Annotated in this window: 20 protein-coding genes; 9 read left to right on the top strand and 11 right to left on the bottom strand. The window is 73.9% G+C overall.

Annotated features, from left to right (window positions below):
• The first annotated feature begins 35 nt into the window (after positions 1-35).
• From IE332_RS05695 to IE332_RS05685, 3 genes are all read left to right on the top strand, one after another.
• Positions 36-272, top strand: a complete 237-nt coding sequence (locus IE332_RS05695; protein ID WP_189913962.1) for a DUF397 domain-containing protein — start codon at positions 36-38, stop codon at positions 270-272.
• Between the two features lie 24 nt (positions 273-296).
• Complete coding sequence (locus tag IE332_RS05690) at positions 297-1,061, top strand: serine hydrolase (RefSeq protein ID WP_189913961.1); 765 nt, start codon at positions 297-299, stop codon at positions 1,059-1,061.
• A gap of 78 nt (positions 1,062-1,139) precedes the next feature.
• Positions 1,140-2,369, top strand: a complete 1,230-nt coding sequence (locus IE332_RS05685) for a transferase (protein ID WP_189913960.1) — start codon at positions 1,140-1,142, stop codon at positions 2,367-2,369.
• A gap of 20 nt (positions 2,370-2,389) precedes the next feature.
• On the opposite strand, the gene IE332_RS05680 is transcribed toward IE332_RS05685, so the two are convergent.
• The 7 genes from IE332_RS05680 to IE332_RS05650 all read right to left on the bottom strand — a co-directional run bounded on the left by IE332_RS05680 (position 2,390) and on the right by IE332_RS05650 (position 10,274).
• The gene (locus tag IE332_RS05680; RefSeq protein WP_189913959.1) at positions 2,390-2,878 is read right to left on the bottom strand and encodes a hypothetical protein; all 489 of its coding nucleotides are present in this window, start codon (positions 2,876-2,878) and stop codon (positions 2,390-2,392) included.
• A gap of 438 nt (positions 2,879-3,316) precedes the next feature.
• Positions 3,317-4,450 carry an FAD-dependent monooxygenase gene (locus tag IE332_RS05675; RefSeq protein ID WP_189913958.1) on the bottom strand — a complete coding sequence of 378 codons (1,134 nt, stop codon included), beginning with the start codon at positions 4,448-4,450 and terminating at the stop codon, positions 3,317-3,319.
• 66 nt (positions 4,451-4,516) lie between these two features.
• Positions 4,517-5,146 carry a GTP-binding protein gene (locus tag IE332_RS05670; RefSeq protein WP_189913957.1) on the bottom strand — a complete coding sequence of 210 codons (630 nt, stop codon included), beginning with the start codon at positions 5,144-5,146 and terminating at the stop codon, positions 4,517-4,519.
• 2 nt (positions 5,147-5,148) lie between these two features.
• Positions 5,149-5,700, bottom strand: coding sequence for a DUF742 domain-containing protein (locus IE332_RS05665; protein ID WP_373313675.1), 552 nt, complete (start codon positions 5,698-5,700; stop codon positions 5,149-5,151).
• 5 nt (positions 5,701-5,705) lie between these two features.
• Positions 5,706-6,152 carry a roadblock/LC7 domain-containing protein gene (locus tag IE332_RS05660; protein WP_189913956.1) on the bottom strand — a complete coding sequence of 149 codons (447 nt, stop codon included), beginning with the start codon at positions 6,150-6,152 and terminating at the stop codon, positions 5,706-5,708.
• Positions 6,149-9,157 (bottom strand): nitrate- and nitrite sensing domain-containing protein, encoded by a 3,009-nt coding sequence (locus IE332_RS41780; RefSeq protein ID WP_268256535.1) that lies wholly within the window; start codon positions 9,155-9,157, stop codon positions 6,149-6,151. Before IE332_RS41780 ends, IE332_RS05660 begins: the two co-directional genes overlap by 4 nt.
• Positions 9,158-9,590: 433 nt before the next feature.
• The gene (locus IE332_RS05650) at positions 9,591-10,274 is read right to left on the bottom strand and encodes a FadR/GntR family transcriptional regulator (protein WP_189913955.1); all 684 of its coding nucleotides are present in this window, start codon (positions 10,272-10,274) and stop codon (positions 9,591-9,593) included.
• 180 nt (positions 10,275-10,454) lie between these two features.
• Between IE332_RS05650 and IE332_RS05645 the strand changes: the two genes are divergently transcribed.
• The 4 genes from IE332_RS05645 (at position 10,455) to IE332_RS05630 (ending at position 15,406) form a co-directional block, all read left to right on the top strand.
• The gene (locus IE332_RS05645; RefSeq protein ID WP_189913954.1) at positions 10,455-12,251 is read left to right on the top strand and encodes a 2-isopropylmalate synthase; all 1,797 of its coding nucleotides are present in this window, start codon (positions 10,455-10,457) and stop codon (positions 12,249-12,251) included.
• A 162-nt stretch (positions 12,252-12,413) separates the two neighbouring features.
• The gene (locus tag IE332_RS05640; protein ID WP_189913953.1) at positions 12,414-12,989 is read left to right on the top strand and encodes a YbaK/EbsC family protein; all 576 of its coding nucleotides are present in this window, start codon (positions 12,414-12,416) and stop codon (positions 12,987-12,989) included.
• A 130-nt stretch (positions 12,990-13,119) separates the two neighbouring features.
• Positions 13,120-14,865: a serine/threonine-protein kinase gene (locus tag IE332_RS05635; RefSeq protein WP_189913952.1), complete on the top strand. Its 1,746-nt coding sequence runs from the start codon at positions 13,120-13,122 to the stop codon at positions 14,863-14,865.
• A 55-nt stretch (positions 14,866-14,920) separates the two neighbouring features.
• Positions 14,921-15,406: a hypothetical protein gene (locus IE332_RS05630; protein ID WP_189913951.1), complete on the top strand. Its 486-nt coding sequence runs from the start codon at positions 14,921-14,923 to the stop codon at positions 15,404-15,406.
• A gap of 54 nt (positions 15,407-15,460) precedes the next feature.
• On the opposite strand, the gene IE332_RS05625 is transcribed toward IE332_RS05630, so the two are convergent.
• Both IE332_RS05625 and IE332_RS05620 read right to left on the bottom strand, forming a co-directional pair.
• Entirely contained in the window at positions 15,461-16,252 is a 792-nt protein-coding gene (locus tag IE332_RS05625; RefSeq protein WP_189913950.1) for a hypothetical protein, read from the bottom strand.
• Positions 16,253-16,374: 122 nt separating this feature from the next.
• Positions 16,375-17,976, bottom strand: coding sequence for a Na+/H+ antiporter (locus IE332_RS05620; RefSeq protein ID WP_189913949.1), 1,602 nt, complete (start codon positions 17,974-17,976; stop codon positions 16,375-16,377).
• A gap of 56 nt (positions 17,977-18,032) precedes the next feature.
• On the opposite strand from IE332_RS05620, the gene IE332_RS05615 reads away from it, so the two are divergent.
• Together IE332_RS05615 and IE332_RS05610 are read left to right on the top strand one after the other, a co-directional pair.
• Positions 18,033-18,302 carry a UBP-type zinc finger domain-containing protein gene (locus IE332_RS05615; RefSeq protein ID WP_189913948.1) on the top strand — a complete coding sequence of 90 codons (270 nt, stop codon included), beginning with the start codon at positions 18,033-18,035 and terminating at the stop codon, positions 18,300-18,302.
• Positions 18,303-18,435: 133 nt separating this feature from the next.
• Complete coding sequence (locus tag IE332_RS05610; RefSeq protein ID WP_189913947.1) at positions 18,436-18,894, top strand: MarR family winged helix-turn-helix transcriptional regulator; 459 nt, start codon at positions 18,436-18,438, stop codon at positions 18,892-18,894.
• A 78-nt stretch (positions 18,895-18,972) separates the two neighbouring features.
• Here IE332_RS05610 and IE332_RS05605 read toward each other — a convergent pair whose 3' ends face one another.
• A complete protein-coding gene (locus IE332_RS05605; RefSeq protein ID WP_189913946.1) occupies positions 18,973-19,617 on the bottom strand; it encodes a response regulator in 645 nt (214 codons plus the stop codon).
• Entirely contained in the window at positions 19,608-20,771 is a 1,164-nt protein-coding gene (locus IE332_RS05600; protein WP_189913945.1) for a sensor histidine kinase, read from the bottom strand. The genes IE332_RS05605 and IE332_RS05600 overlap by 10 nt, the downstream gene beginning before the upstream one ends.
• Between the last annotated feature and the right edge of the window lie 59 nt (positions 20,772-20,830).

The raw sequence follows: 20,830 nt of genomic DNA, 5'->3' as shown, positions 1-20,830 counted from the left end.
CCCGGCGGCGGGCCGTTGGCGTACCGTCAGGCACCATGGAACTGGTCTGGTTCAAGAGCAGCCACAGTGGTAATGAGGGCGGAAACTGCCTCGAGATCGCCTGGCGCAAGAGCAGCTACAGCAGCAACGAAGGCGGCCAGTGCGTCGAGGTCGCCGAGACCACCGAAGCCGTCCTCGTCCGGGACTCCAAGGACAAGAGCGGTCCCCACCTCACCTTCGACCCCACCGCTTGGCAGGCGTTCGTCGCCTTCGCCGCCCGGGCCGACGTCTGACCCGTTCTGCCCTACCCTTCCTCCATGCTCTCCGTGGTGGTGGCCCCCTGGGCAGACAATGCAGAGCCGGTGTTCGTGCGCAACCCGGACGTCCTGCACGACGCTGCGAGCACGATGAAGGTCGCCGTGCTCGCGGCGCTCTGGCGTAACGGCGTGAACCTCGCCGCCGACGTTCCGGTGGTGAACCGGTTCGAGTCGGCCGTCGGCGGGGAGTTCGGCAACAACCAGGACTACGACAGCGACCCGCTGCCCTGGGAGCTGCTGGGCACCCACGTCCCGCTGAGTCTGCTCGCGGAGCGGATGATCACCCACTCCTCGAACCTCGCCACCAATCTCTGCCTCTCCCGCACCACCCCGCAGGCCGTCGCCGACGTCTGGCGCCGCGCCGGGGCCACCCGCAGCTGCACTCCGCGCGGGATCGAGGACTACGCGGCGCGGGCGGCCGGCGTCAACAACGTGGTCAGCGCCCGCGACCTCGTCCGGCTGCTCCACTCCCTCGCGGAGGAGCCGGAACTCCTCGGTCTGCTGGAGGAGAACGACTTCCGGGTGGACCTCGCCGCCGGCCTGCCTCCGGGCACCCGGATCGCCTTCAAGAACGGCTGGATCACCGGCGCCCGTCACTGCGTCGGCCTCGTCCACCCCCGGGACTGCCCGCCGTACCTGCTCGCCGTCTGCTACACCGGTCCGCTGGCCTCCGGCGCCGACCGTACCGACCCTGCCGCACGCCTGCTGGCCCGGGTGTCGGCGGCGGTGTGGAGGAGACGCCACGACATTCACCCGTTCCCGTGAGCATGACGACCGGTCAAGTGCGGTACGAACCATAGGCGTCCGCTCACACTGCCGGGGATCGCTTGGGGGTGAGCCGAAGTGTCGTCGCGCCTGCGGAGTCTCGCCCGACTGGTCACCGTGCTCGCGGTCACCGCTGCCTACGTCGCCTTGCACCTGGCCGTCAGCGCGGCCGGTGACCGCACGGCAAGTCCCGGGACGGCGGCCCTCGAAGCGGGGGCCGCGCTCTGGTGCGGGCTGTTCGCCCTGCTCCTCCTCGGCCCGGCCCTGTGGCTGCGTCACCTCCGCCGCTCGGGCGCTGCCGAACTGGTGCGCGTGGTCAGCCAGTACGTCCCGCCCCGGCCGCCGTGGCAGCGGGCACGGCGGGTGGCCAACGGCCTCGGCCTGCTGCTGTTCGGCTGCGGGGCCGGTGCCGTCCACGCCTCGGGGCGGCACGGTCACACGATGCCCCCGGCGCTACGGATCCCGCTGCTCCTCGGCGGCGTGGCGGCCGTGATCGCCGCTCTGCTGATCCTGCGCCGCACCCGCCCGTACGCGGTGCGACCGGCGGCCCGGGCACTGCTGCTGAGCGGCTGCCGGCCCGTCCTCTACCTGCGCAGCTTCGGGGACGACGAGGGCCCGGTCCAGCTGGACGACGGGGCGGATCTCACCCTCCACACCCGGGAGGAACAGCTCGCGAGCGCCCTGGGGGCGATCGGCCCGGTGATCGCGGTCGGCCGGCCGGGGGAGCGGCTGCCGCAGCTCGGCGCGGCGCGGTTCTACCTGCCGCTGGACGACTGGAAGCCCACCGTGCTGCGGCTGATGGACCTGTCCCAGCTGATCGTGCTGCGCCTGGGGCAGGGGGACGGGCTGTGGTGGGAGGTCGAGCAGGTGCGGACCACCCAGCCCGCGCGGAAGCTGGTCCTGCTGCTGCCGGGCGGAGAATCGGCGCTGGCGGCCCGGCTGAACACGTACCTGCCGGAGCCCCTGCCGCCGGGCGAGTTGGGCGCGGGAGGCGAGTGGGTCTCCACCGTCATCGTCTTCGACGACGCCTGGACGCCCCGGGTGTTCCCGGTGGGCCCGCGGCGCTCGGGCTGGTCGGGCTGGTTTGCGAACGCCGGCCCGGGGGCGGCGGTGGACCCGAACACCACCGAGGTGGCCCGCGCGGTGCGGACCGCGCTGACCTCCTCGGGGCTGCGCCGCCGGACGATGACCTGGCGGTCCCGGCTCGCGGCGCACTCCGCCCTCCTCGCGGGCCTCGGGCTGGCGGTCACGGTGGCCCTGGCGAGCTGGCTCGGCCTGCGGGCCCTGCAGTTGATCGAACTCTGGTGACCACCGGGCCCGTTTCCCGCTTACTGGCGGCTGAGCTTCGCGGCCATCACGGTGAGCGCGTGTCGTGCGCGCGCTTCGGTCTGGGCCTCCGTCTGCCCTGTCTCGCCGTAGGCGAAGGCAGTGAGGACCACCGAGCCCTTGGTGGCGACCAGATAGATGTACGGGTTCAGGATGTCGTCGTTCCCCTCCCGCTGCCCCTCCTCGGCGTAGACCTGGTCGACGGCGCCGGTGAAGTCGGTGAAGGGAATCTCGTGGAGGCCCTTGTTGGGGACGTCTTGGTCCTGGACGTAGCTGGTCGGGCAGCGCTTGGTGTCCGCCCTGGCGGACGTGAGGTAGTTGAGGGCGCCGGCAGGCGTGGTGAAGACGCTCACGGTCGTGGTACCGGAGGCGAGGTACTTCGTGGCATCGCCGGCGACCGGGAGGTTCACGTTCCGGGTCATCTGCCCGGTCAGGCTCGGCGGCGGGTCCACCAACTGGTACTTGCACGACGCGTCGAGCTGGTAATACACAGGCCTGGAGTCCTCTGCGTACTCATTGCTCTTGTAGCCGTCGCCCCAATCGGCCGGAGTGAGGGCCACCGCGGCGGCCAGCGCACTGCCGGGCCCCGGCTTGCTCGTGAAGGTGGAGGCAGCCGCCGCGGGTGTCGCAGGGGCCGTTGCCGTTGCGGTGGCGGCGGCCGGGGAAGGCGACGGCGAGGAGCTCGCCGTGGAGCTCGCCGTGGAGCTCGCCGTGGAGGCGCCGGAGGAACACGAGGTCAGCAGCAGTGCGGGCAGGAGGGCGCAGACCACCGCTCCCGCGCCTCGTCTGAGGGCAGTTCGAATCACAGGGGAGAACTAAACCACCATCAAGATCGCCAGTGCGGGCGGGGTGGTCATGAACCCCGGGCCCGTACGGACGACGTCCGTACGGGCCCGGGGGCTCAAGCCGTCACGCTCAGCCCGTCACGCTCAGTACGGCTGGACGAGGACGTGGGCGGCGCCGGGGATGCCGACCTTCAGGAGCTCGTCCTCCTCCGCCGTGGTCGGGGTACCGGTCTCCTGCTTGAGGATCGCGTGGGACAGGGCCTGGACCCACATGGCGCGAGGGCGGCGGCGCTCCTCCCAGGCGGTGAGGGCGGCCGGGACGCCGTCCGCCGCGTCCAGGCTCTGCGCGAGGACCAGCGCGTCCTCGACGGCCATCGCGGCGCCCTGGGCCAGGTGCGGGGTGGAGGCGTGGGCGGCGTCGCCGGCCAGCACGATCCGGCCGACGTGCCAGGGCTGCTCGACGGTGACCTGGGAGATCCGCGAGTAGACCACGGAGGCCGGGTCGGTGACCTGGGCGAGCGCTTCGGCGATCGGGCCGCCGAAGCCGGTCAGCCGCTCGCGCAGCTGCTCGTGGGCGTGCTCCGGGTCCGGACGGAAGTCCTCGGCCTCGGCGAACACCGAGCCCAGGTACATCAGGTCCGTGCTGATCGGGGTGAGCAGTGCCTTCGCCTTGAGGTTGCCGGTGGACATCACCACGCCCCGCACCTCGGGCGAACGGGGCAGCGTCACCCGCCAGTTGGCGAAGCCGGTGTACTCGGGGGCGTACGCCTCGCCGTACAGGTGCCTGCGCAGCGGGGAGCCGATGCCGTCGAAGCCGACGACCAGGTCGTAGCGGCCGGTGTGCCCGTCGGTGAGGGTGACGTCGACGCCCTCGCCGTCGTCCGTGACGGAGGCGATGGTGGTGCCGAAGCGGACGGTGGCGCCAGCCTTGGCGGCCGCGTCGGCGAGGACGCGGGCGAGGGCGGGGCGCGGTATGCCGTTGGCGGCCGGGGCGTCGCCCATCCGCGGCTGCGGGATCGCGGCGAGGGTGGCGCCGGCCGGGTCGCAGACGGTCAGCACCTCCCACTCGAAGCCGTCGGCCAGGCAGTCGTCCAGGACGCCGATCTCCCGCATCACGTGCAGGGCGTTGGAGGGCTGGATGATGCCGACGCCGAGGGCCTCCAGCCGCTCGCGCAGCTCGGCGACGTCGACGTGGTGGCCGCGCCGGGCGAGGGCGGTGGCGAGGGTGAGGCCGCCGATGCCGCCGCCGTGGACGAGGACGCGCAGGGGTGTGGTCATGGTGGTGCTCCCAGGGAGATGCGGTTCAGCGGGTCAGCGGACGGGAGGGCCAGCGGGCAGCCGGGTTCAGCCGACCGGGGCGACGGAGGCGAGCTCCATCAGGTGGTCGACCAGGGCGAGCAGCAGGTCCCGCCCGAAGACGCGCTCGCGCACGTCGCCGAGCAGCATCGGCACCTGCGGGTCGAGGTCGAGCGCGGCCCGGATCTCGTCGGGGGTGCGGGTGTTGGTGTTGTGGAAGCAGTTGATCGCGACCACGAACGGGATGCCCCGGCTCTCGAAGAAGTCGATCGAGGCGAAGCTGCTCTCCAGCCGGCGGGTGTCGGCGATGACGATCCCGCCGAGCGCGCCGTTGACCAGGTCGTTCCACATGAACCAGAAACGTTCCTGCCCGGGCGTGCCGAACAGGTAGACGACCAGCTCCGGGCTGACGGTGATCCGGCCGAAGTCCAGGGCGACGGTGGTGGTGTCCTTCTGGTCGACACCGGACAGGTCGTCGACGCCGACACTGGCCCGGGTCAGGTACTCCTCGGTGCGCAGCGGGGTGACCTCGCTGACCGAGCCGACCAGGGTGGTCTTGCCGACGCCGAAACCGCCCGCGATCAGGATCTTCACGGCGGCCGGGGCTGCGGGGGCGGTGGGAGAGGTGGGGGAGGTGGCGGCGCCAGGGGCGCCGGTGGCGGCGTGGGGTGTTGCCATCTTCAGAGTCTCCGGAGTCCTTCGCGTACGGCCGTGAGCAGGCCGAGGTCCACGCCCCCGGCGGCGCGGGCCACCGACAGCGGTGCCCGGGCCCTCAGCAGGCCCTGGGCGACCAGGTCGCCCAGCAGGATCTTGGTGACCGAGACCGGGAGGTCCAGGCCGGCCGACACCTCGGCGACGGCCGCCGGGCGGCGGCAGCGTTCGAGGATCATGCGGTGCTCGGGCTGGAGGCCGCGGACACCGGCGCGGCTGCCCCGCGCCAAGGCCGCGGCGGCCTCCTCCTCGACCGTGGTGAGCACGGTGATGAGGGTGAGGTCGTCCCGCTCGGGGGCGGTCCGGCCGCGGGTGATCGTGTACGGGCGGACCATGCTGCCCGACTCGTCCTCCGCGTCCTCCTCCTCCAGCTCGCTCCAGTGCGGCACCTCGCCGCGGCGCCAGCGGTCGTCGCGGGTGTCGCGGTCGTCTCGGGTGCCGCGGGTGTCTCGGACGTCGTCCCGGCCGTCCCAGGTGCTGTCCCGGCCGTCCCCCCGGGCGTCGTTCCCGTACGGGCCCACCCTGGTCAGCCCCGGTTCCGGGCGGCGAAGACGTCGAAGGAGGCGGGGGCGCTCTCGTTGCGGGCCGGGGTGGTCAGCTTCTGGCCGACCTGCTGCACCAGGGTGTGCATCGCCACCGACATCACCTCGGCGTCCACCTCCTGGGAGGCGACCACGGCCAGGTGGGTGCCCTGCGCGGCGGCGATGATGAACAGCCAGCACTCGGCGAGCTCCACGATCACCTGGTGCACCGGCCCGCCGTCGAAGAGCTGGCCGACCCCGCGGGCCAGGCTCTGCTGGCCGGTGGCGACGGCGGCCAGGCGCTCGGCGTCGGCCCGCTCGATGGTGCGGGAGTGACTGACCACCAGGCCGTCGTCGGAGAGCAGGACGGCGTTCATGGTCCCGGGCACCGAGTCGACGAGTCCGTCCAGCAGCCAGTCCAGGTCCTGGTGGGTGGCGATCGTACGGTTCATGACTCTTCATCCGTTCGTGTGATTCGGGAATCCGCGGCAGGCAGCTCGGCCCAGGGGGAGGGGCCGGGAGCGGGTGCGGGAGCCGGGGGACCGGCGGGCGTGGGGGGAACCGGCCTGATGAGGGCGTCGGGCAGCCGGTGCTCACCGCTGTCCTGGGCCCGGGCGGCGCGGGACTGGCGCTGGAAGGCGCCGATCGCCGCACCCGAACGCCGCACCGGGCGCTCGGGGCGCTGGAACGGGCCCGCAGGCGGCGCGGCACCCTCGGCCGACGGGGTGGCCCCGGCCGTCGGCTCGACCCACTGCGGGCGGGCCGGCGGCGGCACCCGCAGCTCGGCGGCCAGGCTGGCCTGCCGCACCCGCTGCGGCAGCGGCGGCTGACCGCCCTCGGCCGGGCTGTACGGCACCGAGGTCGGGTACTCCCGGCTGCCGCGCCGCTCGGCCAGCCGGTAGTGGTCGGCCGGGCGGTACTGCTCGTCCGCGTACGGGGCCTCGGCCTCGGTGACCCGGGCGTAGGCGATGTCCGGGTACGCCTGGGTCTCGTGGGCCTGCGCGGGCGCCTGCGTGGGCGCCGGCGTGAGAGCGGGCCCGGGCTCGGCGGGCGAGCTGTGCTCGATCGGCTGCTCGGGGGCCACGGGGTGCTCGGAGGCGAGGGGCTGCTCGGGCCGGTAGGCCTGCGCGAGGGGCTGTGCGGGCCGGACGGCCTGCTGCGCGGGGGGCGCCGGCACCGGCGGGTAGGCCTCCTGGACGGGCTCCGGCAGGTACGGGGGCTGGTGGGCCGGGGCCTGGGGTGCGGGGGCCTGGTGTGCCGGGGCCACGGGGAAGGGCGCCACGGGGGAGGGGGCTTCCGGCAGCTGCGCCACCGGCAGGGGCACCGGCGCCGCCAGCGGCCCGAAGCCGTCCTGGCCGAGTCCGCCCGGCCCGAAGGCCTCCACCGGCGCGACCGGCGGACCGGGCTGCACCTGGGCGGGCACCTCGTCGGAGGCGGAGCGCACCGTCCGGCGCGAGCGCCGCACCAGCGGGATGGGCTCGGCGGCCGTGGCGGGGGCGCCGTCCGGCAGTCCGGCGTCGCCGTCGATGACCAGCTCGTCCGGGACGAGCACGACCACCCGGGTGCCGCCGAAGGCCGACGGGCGGAACTCGATCCTCAGCCCGTGCAGCGAGGCGAGGCGGGCCACCACGTGGAAGCCGAGGCGGATGTCGTCGGCCCGGGCCAGCACGTCGGTGCGCGGCGGACGGCTCATCAGCTCGTTGGCCGCGTCGTACTGCTCCGGGTCCATGCCCAGACCGCGGTCCTCGATCTCGATCGCGAGGCCGCGGCCGACCATGGCCGCGCGGACCTCGACCGGGGTGGGCGGCTTGGAGAAGGTGGTGGCGTTCTCCATCAGCTCGGCGAGCACGTGCGCGACCGGGCCGACCGCCCGCTCGGACAGCCACGGGTGGCCCTCGACGTCGAGCATGATCCGGCGGTAGTCCTGCACCTCGCCCTGCGCGGCGCGCAGCACGTCCAGCAGCGGGACGGGCTTGCGCCAGCGCCGCTGCGGCTGCCCGCCGGCCATGATCACGAGGTTCTCCTCGTAGCGGCGCAGCCGGGCGGTCAGGTGGTCGAGGTCGAACAGGCCCTCCAGGACCTCCGGGTCCTCGTGCTTGCGCTCCAGCTCGTCCAGCTTGCGCAGTTGGCGGCCGATCAGCAGCTGGGTGCGGCGGGCGATGCGCTGCAGCAGCCGCTCGAAGCCGCGGTGCTGCTCGGCCTGGCCGACGGCGGCCTTCAGGGCGGAGGCGCGGGCCAGGTTGAGCGCCTGGCCGAGCCGGGCCAGCTCGTCGGTGCCGGTGCTCTTGCCGTCGGTGCCGGTGCCGGTGCCGCTGCCGCCCGTTCCGGTGCCGTCCGGGCCGGTGCCGTCCGCGCCCGCGGTGATGCTGCGGGTCTCGGCCTCCACGTCCACCTGCTCGCCGCGGCCGAGGCGCTCGACCACCTCGGGCAGGGTGCGCTGCATCTCCTCGGCCTGGGTGTGCAGTTCCTTGATGCGGCGGCGCAGCGAGCGGCTGAGCCGCCAGGAGGCGATGACCACCGCGACGACCGTGATCAGGCCGATGACGGTGGTCAGCACCACCCGGGTCAGCAGGTCCAGGATCGTGCCCTTGCCGACCTCGACGATGCCGCTGGTGCGGGTCTCGATCGCCTTGACCAGGGCCGGGTTGACCTGGTCGAGGGCCTGCCGCCACTGGTCCTGGGCGGCCGGCAGCCTGACGGTGCCGTTGGCCTCGGCGGCCGTGGGTCTGGTCAGCTGCTGCTCGACGGCGGCCTTGGCCTGCCAGGCCGGGCTGTTCATCAGGTCGTGCCAGGCGGCCGCCTCGCCGTCCGGGACGTACGGGACGACCTGGACGGTGAGCAGGTGGTCCTGCGCGCCGACGGCCTGCTGGACGGCCTGGTAGTCGGCGGTGCTCAGCCGGCCGGTGGGCCAGCCGCGGGCCAGGAGGGCGTCCTCGCGGGCGAGCATCTCCTTCGCCCAGAAGGCGTTGACCAGGGTCTTGGAGATCCAGGTGACCTCGCCGGTGTCCACGTGGCTGAGCGCGGTGAACAGCCGCAGGTCCACCGCGATCAGGTCGGTGTAGTAGGTGTAGACGGTCTGCTGGTCGACGGCGCCGCGGTCGACGGCGGCGCGCTGCTCGGCCAGCTTGCCCATGGCCTGGCGGGCCTCGGCGACGGCGGTGCGCACCTCCGCGGGCGCGCTGTCGGCGGTCTCGCCGGACAGGGTCTGGAACTGGCGCACCGCGTCGTCGGTCGACTGCCGCTGGCGGCGCAGCTGGTCGGCGTTGGCGCCGGGCCGGGCGAGCGCCTCGGCGCTGAGCCGGCGCTCCTCCTGGAGGTTGTAGTAGACGATGTTCGACGGCTGGCCGGCCTTCTGGGCCAGGAGGCCCTGGGCGGCCTGCCGCTGGAAGTCGAAGACGGTCTCGCCGCTGGTGACCGCCCAGAGGAGGACGAGGGCGAGGCTGGGGACGACGGCCAGGACGAGCAGCGCCGTCCGCAGGGACAGGCGTGGACGCCTGCGGGGGCCCTTCGGCGTCGGGGGCCGCCGATTCGCACGCGCGCGCAGAGCAGACTCCTAGGGACTGGCGGCCGGCCTACAAGGGGCGGGCCGTCCGGGCACGGGCTTTTTTGACGAAGCGATACTAGTCATACCGTGTGATTGGAGTGAAAGCCCGTTCGCTGCCTGAGCGGTGCTTGTGCACGCATTGATCACAAGGTCTTGGGATCGCCGACCGTGCGTATGCGGAGCAGGCTGCTTCAGACTTGCTTGACACAGTGTCAACGGTCCTCACGGCGCGTAGGTGGCCTCCGTGTGAAAACTGTGTGACGCCGTGCCGGGGGCCGGTCGAGACCCGCTCCACCAGGCTCAACGGGCCGGGCGCCGGTCCGCGTTCACGCGGTGCGGCGGTCCGTCAGTCCGCGAGGAGGCGGGAGCGGGTGGCCTCCAGCTCCGCGGCCAGCACCCGGCCGGCCGCCTCCGGGTCGCCGTCCTGGACGGCGCGGACCAGGGCGGCGTGCGAGTCGTAGCCCTGGTTCGGGTCCTCGGCGCGGATGCCGAACAGGCCGACCAGGGCCACCAGCTGCTCCCGCAGGACCGGGGCGAACTGGGCGAAGAGGTCGTCCAGGACGGGGTTGTGGGCGGCGGCCACCAGGGCGGTGTGCAGGGCGATGTCGGCGTCCACGAAGGCGGCGTCATCGGCCCCGCCCGCCGCGTGGCGGGCCGCGAGGGCGGCGTCGAGGGCAGTCAGGTCCGCCGCCGTGCGGCGGGTGGCGGCGAGTCGGGCGGCCTGCACCTCGACCATCGTCCGCACCTCGTAGACGTGCGCCAGCTCGGCGCGGCGCAGCCGGGCGGGCCAGTCCCCGGTGGGGCGGTCGGCGGTGACGAACACCCCGGAGCCCTGGCGGCTCTGCACCATCCCGGCCGCGGCGAGCGTGCGCAGCGCCTCCCGGACGGTGGAGCGGCCGACGCCCAGCTCCTTGGCCAGCGCCACCTCGCCCGGCAGTTTCCCGCCCACCGGCCACTGCCCGGCCCCGATCTGCTCCTCGATCCGCGCGGCGGCCTGTTCGGCGAGGGGGGAGGGACGGAGCGGGGTCATCGAGCTCACCTGTCAGGTTGTCTGAGGACTTCTGTCGTGGTTACTCTACCCGGCATGCAGCCGTGGATCCTCCCCGTGGGAGGCCTTCTTCTTGGTGGCCGCAGCGGGGCGTGACCGGACCGGCACCCCGCTGCGGGGCGCCGTCCTGCCGGTCACCGGTACGCGTCATGAGGAAGTCGCATGAACATCCCGACCCCGCACGCTCCGCACGCCACGCAGGCCGCGCAGACCCTGCCCGCTCCGCAGGCCACGCGGACCCTGCACGCCCCCGCCGGGCCCGTCCCGGCCGACGCCCCCGCCTGGAACCCGCAACGCGGCGGCACCATGCCCTCCCACCGCTACCGACCCGCCCACGAACGGGTCCACGTCCCCGCGCTGATCCGGCGCTGGCCCGGGCGGCGCACCGAACGGGCCCCGCTGTGGGTGCCCGTCGACCTGCGGGACGGCAACCAGGCGCTCGCCGAACCCATGGACCCGGCACGCAAGCAGCGGATGTTCGACCTCTTCCTGGCCATGGGCTTCAAGGAGATCGAAGTCGGCTACCCCTCCGCCAGCCGTACCGACTTCGACTTCGTCCGCCGGCTCGCCACCACCCCCGGAGCCGTCCCCGAGGACGTCACCGTCGTCGTCTTCACCGCCGCCCGCGCCGACCTGATCGAGCGGACCTTCGAAGCCGTCGCCGGGCTGCCGCGCGTCGTCGTCCACCTCTACACCGCCACCGCGCCGCTCTGGCGCGACGTCGTCCTCGGCCGGGACCGGGCCCAGGTCCGGGCCCTGATCACCGAAGCCGCCACCCACATGGCCCGGCTCGGGGAGGGCCGGGACGGCCTGCGGTTCCAGTTCTCGCCCGAGGTGTTCAACCTGACCGAACCCGACTACGTCCTGGAGGTCTGCAACGGGCTCACCCGGCTGTGGGACGCCAGCCCCGACCGGCCCGTCATCCACAACCTGCCGGCCACCGTCGAGATCGCCACGCCCAACGTCTACGCCGACCAGATCGAGTACGTCGACCGGCACCTGGAACGGCGCGACGCGGTCATCCTCTCCGTCCACCCCCACAACGACCGGGGCACCGGCGTCGCCTGCGCCGAACTCGCGGTACTGGCCGGGGCCCAACGGGTCGAAGGCTGCCTGTTCGGCAACGGCGAACGCACCGGCAACGTCGACCTGGTCACCCTGGCGCTCAACCTGCACACCCAGGGCGTCGACCCGATGCTCGACCTGTCCGACATCGACGCCATCCGACGCACCGTCGAACACTGCAACCGGCTGCCCGTCCACGAACGGCACCCCTACGCCGGGGACCTGGTGCACACCGCCTTCTCCGGCACCCACCAGGACGCCATCAAGAAGGGCTTCGCGCAGCACGCCAGGACCGCCGCCGAACTCGGCGTCCCGGAGCGGGAAGCCCCCTGGTCGGTGCCGTACCTGCCGATCGACCCGGCCGACCTCGGACGGGACTACGAGGCGGTGATCCGCGTCAACAGCCAGTCCGGCAAGGGCGGGATCGCCTACCTGCTGCAGGCCGGGGCGGGACTGGAACTGCCGAGGCGGCTGCAGATCGACTTCGCCCGGGTCGTGCAGGAGGCGACCGACGACAGCGGGCGGGAGGTGACGGGCGAGGAACTGTACGGACTGTTCCGGGCGGAGTACCTCGATGAGAGTTCCTCATGGGCCTGGCGGGTGGGTGACGACTGGGCCGAGGTCGAGGGCAAGCGGGGCACCGGCGCCGGACCGCTCGACGCGGTCGCCGACGCCGTCGGGGTGGAGATCCTCTCCTTCAGCGAGCACGCGGTCGGCTCCGGGCCGGACGCGGTCGCCTACGTCGAGGCCCGGGTCGACGGCCGGGTGGTGTGGGGCGCCGGACGGGACGCCTCCGTCCTCACTGCGGGCGTCCGGGCGGTGCTCAGCGCGGCCGGCCGGGGCGGCGCCGGGGAGCGGGAGGGTATGAGGGGGACTCATGAGCCGCGGTCATGAGCAAGTCTCATGGGGGCGGCTCATGAACAGGTCTCATGGGGGCGGGTCATGAGCAGGTCTCATGGCGGTAGGTCATGGAGCAGGTCTCATACCGGGCGTCATGAGCAAGTCTCATGCGGAAATGGCATGAGCGAGCCTCATGGGCGTAGGCATGATGAGCCGATGACCTCCTCCCCTTCTTCCTTTTCCTCCTCTCCTTCCTCGTCGTCCTCCCTCCCCGCCCGCAGCCTGGCGGTCGCCGAGGCGCTGGCGGCGGCCGGCGTGCCCGGTGAGATCGTCGTCCTGCCCGACTCCGCCCGTACCGCGGCCGAGGCGGCGACGGCCCTCGGCTGTGCGGTCGGGGCCATCGCCAACAGCCTGGTCTTCCTCTGCGACGGGGAGCCGCTGCTGGTGATGACCAGCGGCGCCCACCGGGTCGACACCGGCTACCTGGCCGAGCGGCTGGGCACCGGCCCGATCACCCGGGCCGCCGCCGACCGGGTCCGCGAGGCCACCGGCCAGGCCATCGGCGGCGTCGCCCCGACCGGGCACCCGGCCCCGCTGCGTACGGTCGTCGACACCGCGCTGCGGCAGTACGAGGTGCTGTGGGCGGCCGCCGGGCACCCGCACACCGTCGTGCCGATGACGTACGACGAACTGCTGCGGGTCACGGCGGGCACGCCGAGTCCCGTCGAGCCGGACGGGACGGGTGAGCCGGGGTCGGACGGGGTGGACGGCGCCGACTCGACGGGTCCCTGACACCTCTTCCCAGCAGGGGAGTTGGCCGCGGTCGGCAGTCTTTCCGGCCCGTGATCGTCTTCGACCCCCGCCGCGCTCCCCGGACCGGTAGCGTCAGCTCCGACCTACCGACCCCCGAGGGAGCGCGGCCATGCAGCCACTGGGTCCTGACGACCCGAGACACCTGGGCGACTACCGGCTGCTGCGGCAGCTCGGGGCGGGCGGAATGGGCCAGGTCTACCTGGGCCGGACCCCGGGCGGGCGGACCGTGGCCGTGAAGACCGTCCGCCCCGAACTGGCCCGGGACGAAACGTTCCGGGCCAGGTTCCGCCATGAGGTCGCCGCCGCCCGCCGGGTCGGCGGGGCCTGGACGGCGCCCGTCCTGGACGCCGACACCGAGGGCCCGCAGCCCTGGGTCGCCACCGGCTACGTCGCCGGGCCCTCGCTCTCCTCCGCCGTCCACCAGCACGGGCCGCTCCCCGGGGCGACCGTCCGCCTGCTCGGCGTCGGGCTCGCCGAGGCGCTCGCCCACGTCCACGGGCTGGGCCTGGTGCACCGCGACGTCAAACCGTCCAACGTGCTGCTCACCCTCGACGGCCCCCGGCTGATCGACTTCGGCATCGCCCGCGCCCTCGACGCCACCACCAAGCTCACCCAGACCGGCCACGTCATCGGCTCGCCCGGCTACATGTCCCCCGAACAGGCCCAGGGCCGGCCGGCCGGACCCGCCGGCGACGTGTTCTCGCTCGGTGCCGTCCTCGCGCTCTCCGCCACCGGGCGCCAGCCGTTCGGCGAAGGCGTCGGCAGCGCGGTCCTGATCTACCGGGTCCTGCACGAGCAGCCCGACCTCGCGGCGCTCGACCAGTCCCTGCGCGCCGTCATCCTCGGCTGCCTGGCCAAGGACCCGGCCGCCCGGCCCACCCCGGAGCAGCTGCGCTCACAGCTCGACCCGGACGGCACGGCGGGCGCCCGGCTCGGCCGCAGCAGCTGGCTGTCCGCGGAACTGTCGGCGGCGGTCGGCCGGGCGGCGGTCCAGCTGCTCGACCTGGAGTCGGACGCGCCGGCCCCTGCCGCTGCCCCTCCCGCACCGGTCGTGCCGCCGATACCGACCGCCGCCCCGATACCCGCCGCCCCGGCCACCTCCGCCCCGACCGGCCGCTACCAGCCGTCCGTCAGCGCCCCCGTCCCGCCCGGGCCCGCGCACTCGCAGCCCGTCCCGTACGGCTACCCCGTGCGGTCCGGCCCCGTAGCCCCCGCCAGGCCCACGGCCGTGCCCACCGCCCCGACCGAGCGGCGCGGGCGTGGCCTCCGACTGGCGGCGCTGGTGGCCGCCGGGGTCGTCGCGGTGGCGCTCGTGGGCTACGGGATCGTCAGACTGGGGAACGGCGACAGCGACGGCTCCTCCTCGGCGGGCGGCGGTTCGTCGGCGAGCGCCACGACCAACCCGCCCGTCGCGGGGGCGCCCGCGGCCGGCACGACACCCCCGGCGGCCCCGCCCGAGACCGGCGATCCGACCACCCCGTCCCCGGAGCCGTCCGACCGCTCGATGCCGCCCAGCGTCGTCCCGCCCGCCTTCCTCGGCACCTGGGAGGCCGAGCACGCGGGCGCCGACGGCAAGGGGAAGCTCTCCGTGCTGGTGGGCGAGAGCTGGATCGGCTACACCTTCGCCGCCCAGGTCCGGCTGACCGGATCCGGCGGCGGGTACTGCTCCGGGGCCTGGACCCTCACCACCGTCGCCAAGACCCAACTGCGCTACACCTCACGGCTGACCGACAGCAACAACATGCAGTGCGGCAGCAACGGCGAGCGGATCCTCGACCTCCAGCCGGACGGCAACCTCCGCTACTCGGTGGCCGGCGGCAACGCCACGCCGCTGGTGCTGCACAAGGTGAGCTGAGCCCAGACCGGTCCCCGCAGGCGGTCCAGGGGCCGGGCCACGGCATACTGCAGCGATGCTGTTGACGTACATCGCCGAGCTCGCCGACGAACCCCTGGCCCTGGAGCCGGACGACCACCCGGTGGAGTGGGAGACCAACACCTGGTGGCTGAGCGCCGAGGCCGAGGACCGGCGGTCGCTGACGGTCGACGAGGTGGTCGCCGCCTTCGAACGGACGGCTTCGCTGCTGCGGGCCCGGGTCGACGGCCTGGCGCACGACGGCCCGGCGACCTTCTACGTCTGGCACGACGAGCAGGCCGGTCAACTGCGCTGCTCCACCGGCTCGGTGGGCCCGCAGAAGCTGCCGTTCGGCGGCGCGTACGTCCCGGTCGACGACCTCGCGCCGATCGTCGCCGCCTTCCTGGCGGACGAGGAGCCCGGCGTGGTCAGGCTGACGGACGACGAATCGGACGACGAGACGGAGGAGGGGGCCGGCGACGAGCCGGTGCTCCAGCCCTTCCCGGTCTGGGTCCGAGCGGTGGGGACCGCCGACCACACGTGACGGCCCCGCGTGACGGCCCCCGCGTGACGGCCCCGCCCCGGGCAGGCCGCCGGCTCAGGCCGGGTAGACGAGCGAGCCCAGCGGCGGGCAGGGGACGACCAGGGTGGAGAGGCCCGGACGCTCGACGAACGCCCGTGCCGCGGCGGCCTGTTCGCGCCGGGTGTCCAGGACGTCGGCGTCCCAGGCGTCGCGCCGGGCGCCGGGGTAGTCCCAGGTGTCGTCGATGAGGCTGAGGCTGGTGTTGCCGGAGCTGCGGCTGACCTCCGCGTTCCAGGCGGCCTGGCGGAGTGCGGTCTGCACCGCGGCGACCTCGAGGCGGGAGGCCAGGATCCCTAGGGTGTTGGGCACCCGGGTCGGCAGCGGGGCCTGGGGGAGGAGGGATATGCCGGTGTCGCGGCGGCCGATGTTGTCGACGCTCGCCTGGGAGGCCTCCTGGGACATGATCACCACTTCCCGGTGCAGCCACTGGAGTTCGTCCAGGTCCGCCAGGGTGATCCGCATCCGCTGGTACAGCGCGCGGAAGCGGGGATCGCCGTGGTACGCCACCAGGGCCGGCGCGTGCAGTTCCAGGCAGTCGTTGTAGCCGGCCGTCACCGCGACGTCCAGGTGGTACAGCGCCTGGTCGACCTGCCGGTGCTTGAACGCCAGACCGGCGAGGCCGGAGTTCCCGAAGGCGACCAGCCAGCCGGCGTCGGAGCCGAGGACCAGGGCCCGCCCGATGAGGTCCTGGAAGCCCGCGACGAGGTGCGCGTCCTGCCCGGCGGCGCCCGCCGCCGCCGGACTGCTCAGGCTCGCCACCATCAGGTCGTGGGCACGGGAGGTGAGCGAGCTGACGGTGTCGACCATGGATGTCCTCGGAGCTCGGTGGAGAACGGGAGAGTGAGGGAGAGTACGGGCACGACGCTAACTCCTGTGGGGCGTCGGGCGGTAGGCGTCCAAGATTCCCCGGCCCCCACTCCGGTCCCCGCTCAGTCCTCCGTGTGCTCCAGCAGCGCCTCCTCGAAGTCCAGCCGCCGTACCAGCCGGCGCAGCAGTTCGTCGTCCATCCGGCCCGCGTCGCGCTGGGCGACCAGGGCCACCCGTTCCGCGTCGAGGGTCTCGCGGGCGAGGCGGCGGTAGGCGGAGTCGACGGATTCGCCGGTCTCCTCGTGGACGGGGGCGCCCATCCGCTCCCAGACGCCGTTGCGGCGGCGCTCCATCATCCGGCGCAGCCGGGCCTCCATCGCCTCCGGGACGCGGTTGCGCGGGTCCTCCAGCAGCTCGTCCAGCCTGGCCTCGGCCGCCTCGGAGGCCTCGTACTGGGCCTGGGCCTCGCGCAGCGTCTCGGTGGCCGGGTCCGGGGGCGGCATCGGCAGCCGTCGCACCAGGGCGGGCAGGGTCAGTCCCAGGACCAGCAGGGTGCCGAGGACCAGGGCGAAGACCAGGAACAGCACCAGGTCGCGCTGGGGGAAGGGGGTGCCGTCGTGCGTCGTCTCCGGGATGGAGAAGGCGACCGCCAGCGAGACCACCCCGCGCATGCCCGCCCAGGAGAGCACCACCGGCCGGGTCCACGCCGGACGGCCCTCCCGCTCCCGCACCCGCCGGCTCAGCAGGCCCGGCAGGTACGCCGCGGGCCAGGCCCAGACGAGGCGCAGCCCGATCAGAGCGGCCAGCAGCACCGCCGTCCACAGCGTCAGCTGCCCGGCCGAGAAGCCGTGCAACTTGCGGACGACCACCGGCAGTTGCAGGCCGATCAGGGCGAAGGTCACCGACTCCAGGATGAACGAGACCATCCGCCAGACCGCCTCCTCCTGCAGCCGCAGCGCGAAGTCGACGCAGTTGGCGTAGTGGCCGAGGTAGAGCCCCACCACGACGACCGCGATCACCCCCGAGGCGTGGAAGGCCTCCGCCGCCGCGTAGGCCGCGAACGGGACCAGCAACGAGAAGGTGTTGGCCAGCAGCGGGTCGCCGAGCCGCACCCGCAGCCGCTGGAGCGGCCACATCAGCACCAGTCCCACCGCCGTGCCGCCCAGCGCGGCCAGCAGGAACTCGCCCACCGCGCTGCCGAAGGAGAAGCCCTCGCCCACGGCCGCCGCGACCGCGACCCGGTAGGCGGTGATCGCCGTCGCGTCGTTCACCAGGCTCTCGCCCTGGAGGATCGAGACCAGCTGCGGGGGCAGCCCGACCCGGCGGGCGATCGCCGTCGCCGCCACGGCGTCCGGCGGGGCGATCACCGCGCCGAGCACGAAGGCCACCGCCACCGGCAGCCCCGGGACCAGCGCGTGCGCCACCAGGCCCATGGTCACCGTGCAGAACAGCACATAGCCGACGGAGTACAGGGTCACCGCCCGCAGGTTGGCCCGCAGGCTGGAGTACGAGGCGTCCTGGGCGGCCGTGTACAGCAGCGGCGGCAGGACCAGCGGCAGCACGATCTCGGGGTCGAGCGAGTAGTCGGGGACGCCGGGCAGCTCCGAGGCCAGCAGGCCCGCCACCACCAGGAGCAGCGGCGCGGACAGCCCGTACCGGCGGGCGACGCCGGCGACCGCGGCGCTGCCCGCCACCAGGAAGAACAGGACGTTGGGGCCACTCATGGATATAGCGTCACAGAACCACACGAGTGGGGCCGCCGCCCCGTATCCTGGAGGCCATGTCCCCCTCCCGCCCCTGCGCCCACCTCGCGGACCTGCCCAGCCCGGAGCCGGCGCCGCTCACCGCCACCTGCCCGCACTGCGACCGGCTCGGCCAGCGCTCCGTCGCGCTGCGGCTGTGCCTGCACTGCGGCTTCGTCGGCTGCTGCGAGTCCACGCCCGGCTACTGGTCCGCCGAGCACCACCGGAGCACCGGCCACGCGGTCATCCGCAGCTTCGAGCCGGGGGAGAGCTGGCGCTGGTGCTTCGAGGACCGCCGGCTGGTCTGACGGCCGGCTGTCGAGGGCCCGCCCCGCACTTGACCTGAAGTCAACTTGAACTTCTAGGGTCGGTCCCATCGAAGCGATCGAGCGCGATCGAGCGCGATCGAGCACGGTCGACGGGAAACGGAAGGTCCGGGCCATGGAGTACTCGCACAGCGACGCCGAACTGATCAAGCAGCCCATCGGCTACTGGACTTGGGCGGCCTACAAGGCCGTCGTCAGCCGCACCCGCGGCGCCCTGGAGGAGCTCGGCACCACGCAGCCGCAGTGGTGGGTCCTCGCCCAGCTCGCCCGCGCCGAGCAGCCGCGGACCCGCGACGACGTCTCCGGTGTCCTGCGCGACTACCTCGACACCGGGCAGGAGGCCCTGGGCGCCGAGATCGACGCCACCGTCGAGCGTGGCTGGGTCGTCGAGTCCGCCGGGGGGCGGCTCGACCTCACCGCCGAGGGGCGGGAGTTCTTCGACAGGGCGGCCGCCCTCCAGGACGAACTGTGGGCCGAGCGCCACGCGGGCATCACGGACGAGGAGTACCTGACCACCCTCAAGGTCCTCCAGCGGTTCGTCCACAACACGGGAGGGCGGGCCTGGCACCACTGAGGGCCCGTGCCCAGCTCGCCCGTGCCCCGCTCCGCCCTCCGCCCTCCGCCCTCTGCCCTCCGCCCTCCGCCCTCCGCCCTACGCGCCGAGGTGGCGGAGGACGGCCAGGATGCGGCGGTTGTGGTCGGTGGTGCGGGGCAGCTCCAGCTTGTCGAAGACGGCGTTGAGGTTCTTCTCCACCGCGCTCTGCGAGATGTGCAGCCGCTGGGCGATCGCCGCGTTGGTCCAGCCCTGGGCGAGCGCCTCCAGCACGCTGCGCTCGCGCGGGGTGAGCGCCGCCAGCGGGTCGGTGCTGGTGGAGCGCACCACCAGCTGCCGCACCACCTCCGGGTCGATCACCGCGCCGCCCGCCGCGACCCGTACCAGGGCGTCCAGGAAGTCGTCGACCTCGGCCACCCGGTCCTTGAGCAGGTAGCCGACCCGCTCCGCGCTGGCGGCCAACAGCTGGGCCGCGTAACCGCGTTCGATGTGCTGGGAGAGCACCAGCACGCCGACCTCCGGCCACCGGGCGCGGATCTCCACCGCCGCCCGCAGTCCCTCGTCGGTGTGCGTCGGCGGCATCCGGATGTCCACCACCACGATGTCGGGCCGCCGCGCCGCGACCGCCGCGGTCAGGGCGGTCGCGTCGCCGACCGCCGCCAGGACCTCGTGGCCCTCCTCGGCGAGCAGCCGGACCAGGCCCTCCCGCAGCAGGGTCGAGTCCTCGGCGAGGGTCACGCGCATGGCAGCTCCGCGGTGATGACGGTCGGGCCCCCGGCGGGGCTGTCGACGTGGAGGGTTCCGTCGAGTGCGGCGAGCCGGCCGCGCAGGCCGGTCAGGCCGCTGCCCGCCGGGTCCGCGCCGCCGGCGCCGTCGTCCTCGATGCGGACGGTGAGCAGGGAGCCGGTCCGTCCGAGCCGCACCTCGACGGCCGAGGCGCGGGCGTGCTTGGCGGCGTTGGTGACGCACTCGGAGACCACGAAGTAGGCGGCCGTCCGCACGGGTTCGGGCAGTGGGCCGTCCACCTCGTACCGGAGGCGGAGCGGGATCGCGCAGCGCCCGGCCACCCCGCCCAGCGCCTCCTCCAGCCCGAGGGTGTCCAGCGCCGACGGGTACGCCCGCCAGGCCACCTCGCGCAGTTCGGTCAGCACCTCCCGCGCTTCCCGGTGGGCCTGGCGTAGCAGCGCGTCGGTCCGCTCCGGGTCCTGGTCGCGTTCCCGGCCGCGGCGCGCCCGGCCCAGCAGCATCGCCAGTGCCACCAGGCGCTGCTGGACGCCGTCGTGCAGATCGCGTTCGATCCGCCGCCGCTCCGCGTCCACGGCCCGGACCACCGCGGCGCGGCTGTCGGCGAGTTCGGCGACGCGGCGGCGCAGCAGCTCGGCCTCGGACGGGCCGAAGCAGGCGCGGGCGGTGCGGGCGTCCAGCGCCGCCAGCGAGTACAGGCCCTGCACGGCGAGGAACAGCAGCACCCCGCCCAGCAGCACCTGGGTCAGCAGTTCCTCCCCGCCGAGCGAGCCGCGCAGCACGCCCCGGACCAGCAGCCCGACCAGGACGGCCCCGAAGCCGAGCAGCGCCAGCACCGCCCCGGTGACCAGTCCGCCGCCGGCCCGCACCGCGAGGTAGCGCAGCAGCCTGTGGTCGTCCGCGCGGTAGTGGCGGGGGAAGCGGTCGCCGAAGAACGCGCGTCGCCGGGCCCGTTCGAGCGCGGCGAGGCGGCGCACCCCGGCCAGCAGGCTCCCGTACGCGTACGGGCGGGTGCGCGGCCAGAGCAGGAACGGGCCGAGGGCGGCGCCGGTGAGCAGGAGGTGCAGCGCGGCGAGCGCGGCGGTCGGGACGCCGAGCAGGACTCCGGTGGCACGACGCGGCCATGACGCCGTGTCCGCTGTTCTCCCCCGCACGGGGTCCGAGCTTACGGGGTGGGGCGCGGCGGTGGCCGGGGTGGTCGCCCAGGTGGTCA

This window comes from Kitasatospora xanthocidica (assembly GCF_014656195.1).
GTDB lineage: Bacteria > Actinomycetota > Actinomycetes > Streptomycetales > Streptomycetaceae > Kitasatospora > Kitasatospora xanthocidica.
This window is presented reverse-complemented; position numbering and strand designations above follow the sequence as displayed.

What these genes read in the sequence shown, in the direction of transcription:
- IE332_RS05615 (WP_189913948.1), top strand. Translation starts at nt 18,033, where the DNA reads ATGTCCCCCTCCCGCCCCTGCGCCCACCTCGCGGACCTGCCCAGCCCG.
- IE332_RS05630 (WP_189913951.1), top strand. Translation starts at nt 14,921, where the DNA reads ATGCTGTTGACGTACATCGCCGAGCTCGCCGACGAACCCCTGGCCCTG.
- IE332_RS05650 (WP_189913955.1), bottom strand. Translation starts at nt 10,274, where the DNA reads ATGACCCCGCTCCGTCCCTCCCCCCTCGCCGAACAGGCCGCCGCGCGG.
- IE332_RS05635 (WP_189913952.1), top strand. Translation starts at nt 13,120, where the DNA reads ATGCAGCCACTGGGTCCTGACGACCCGAGACACCTGGGCGACTACCGG.
- IE332_RS05620 (WP_189913949.1), bottom strand. Translation starts at nt 17,976, where the DNA reads ATGAGTGGCCCCAACGTCCTGTTCTTCCTGGTGGCGGGCAGCGCCGCG.
- IE332_RS05675 (WP_189913958.1), bottom strand. Translation starts at nt 4,450, where the DNA reads ATGACCACACCCCTGCGCGTCCTCGTCCACGGCGGCGGCATCGGCGGC.
- IE332_RS05690 (WP_189913961.1), top strand. Translation starts at nt 297, where the DNA reads ATGCTCTCCGTGGTGGTGGCCCCCTGGGCAGACAATGCAGAGCCGGTG.
- IE332_RS05625 (WP_189913950.1), bottom strand. Translation starts at nt 16,252, where the DNA reads ATGGTCGACACCGTCAGCTCGCTCACCTCCCGTGCCCACGACCTGATG.
- IE332_RS05645 (WP_189913954.1), top strand. Translation starts at nt 10,455, where the DNA reads ATGAACATCCCGACCCCGCACGCTCCGCACGCCACGCAGGCCGCGCAG.
- IE332_RS05640 (WP_189913953.1), top strand. Translation starts at nt 12,414, where the DNA reads ATGACCTCCTCCCCTTCTTCCTTTTCCTCCTCTCCTTCCTCGTCGTCC.
- IE332_RS05695 (WP_189913962.1), top strand. Translation starts at nt 36, where the DNA reads ATGGAACTGGTCTGGTTCAAGAGCAGCCACAGTGGTAATGAGGGCGGA.
- IE332_RS05670 (WP_189913957.1), bottom strand. Translation starts at nt 5,146, where the DNA reads ATGGCAACACCCCACGCCGCCACCGGCGCCCCTGGCGCCGCCACCTCC.
- IE332_RS05605 (WP_189913946.1), bottom strand. Translation starts at nt 19,617, where the DNA reads ATGCGCGTGACCCTCGCCGAGGACTCGACCCTGCTGCGGGAGGGCCTG.
- IE332_RS05660 (WP_189913956.1), bottom strand. Translation starts at nt 6,152, where the DNA reads ATGAACCGTACGATCGCCACCCACCAGGACCTGGACTGGCTGCTGGAC.
- IE332_RS05610 (WP_189913947.1), top strand. Translation starts at nt 18,436, where the DNA reads ATGGAGTACTCGCACAGCGACGCCGAACTGATCAAGCAGCCCATCGGC.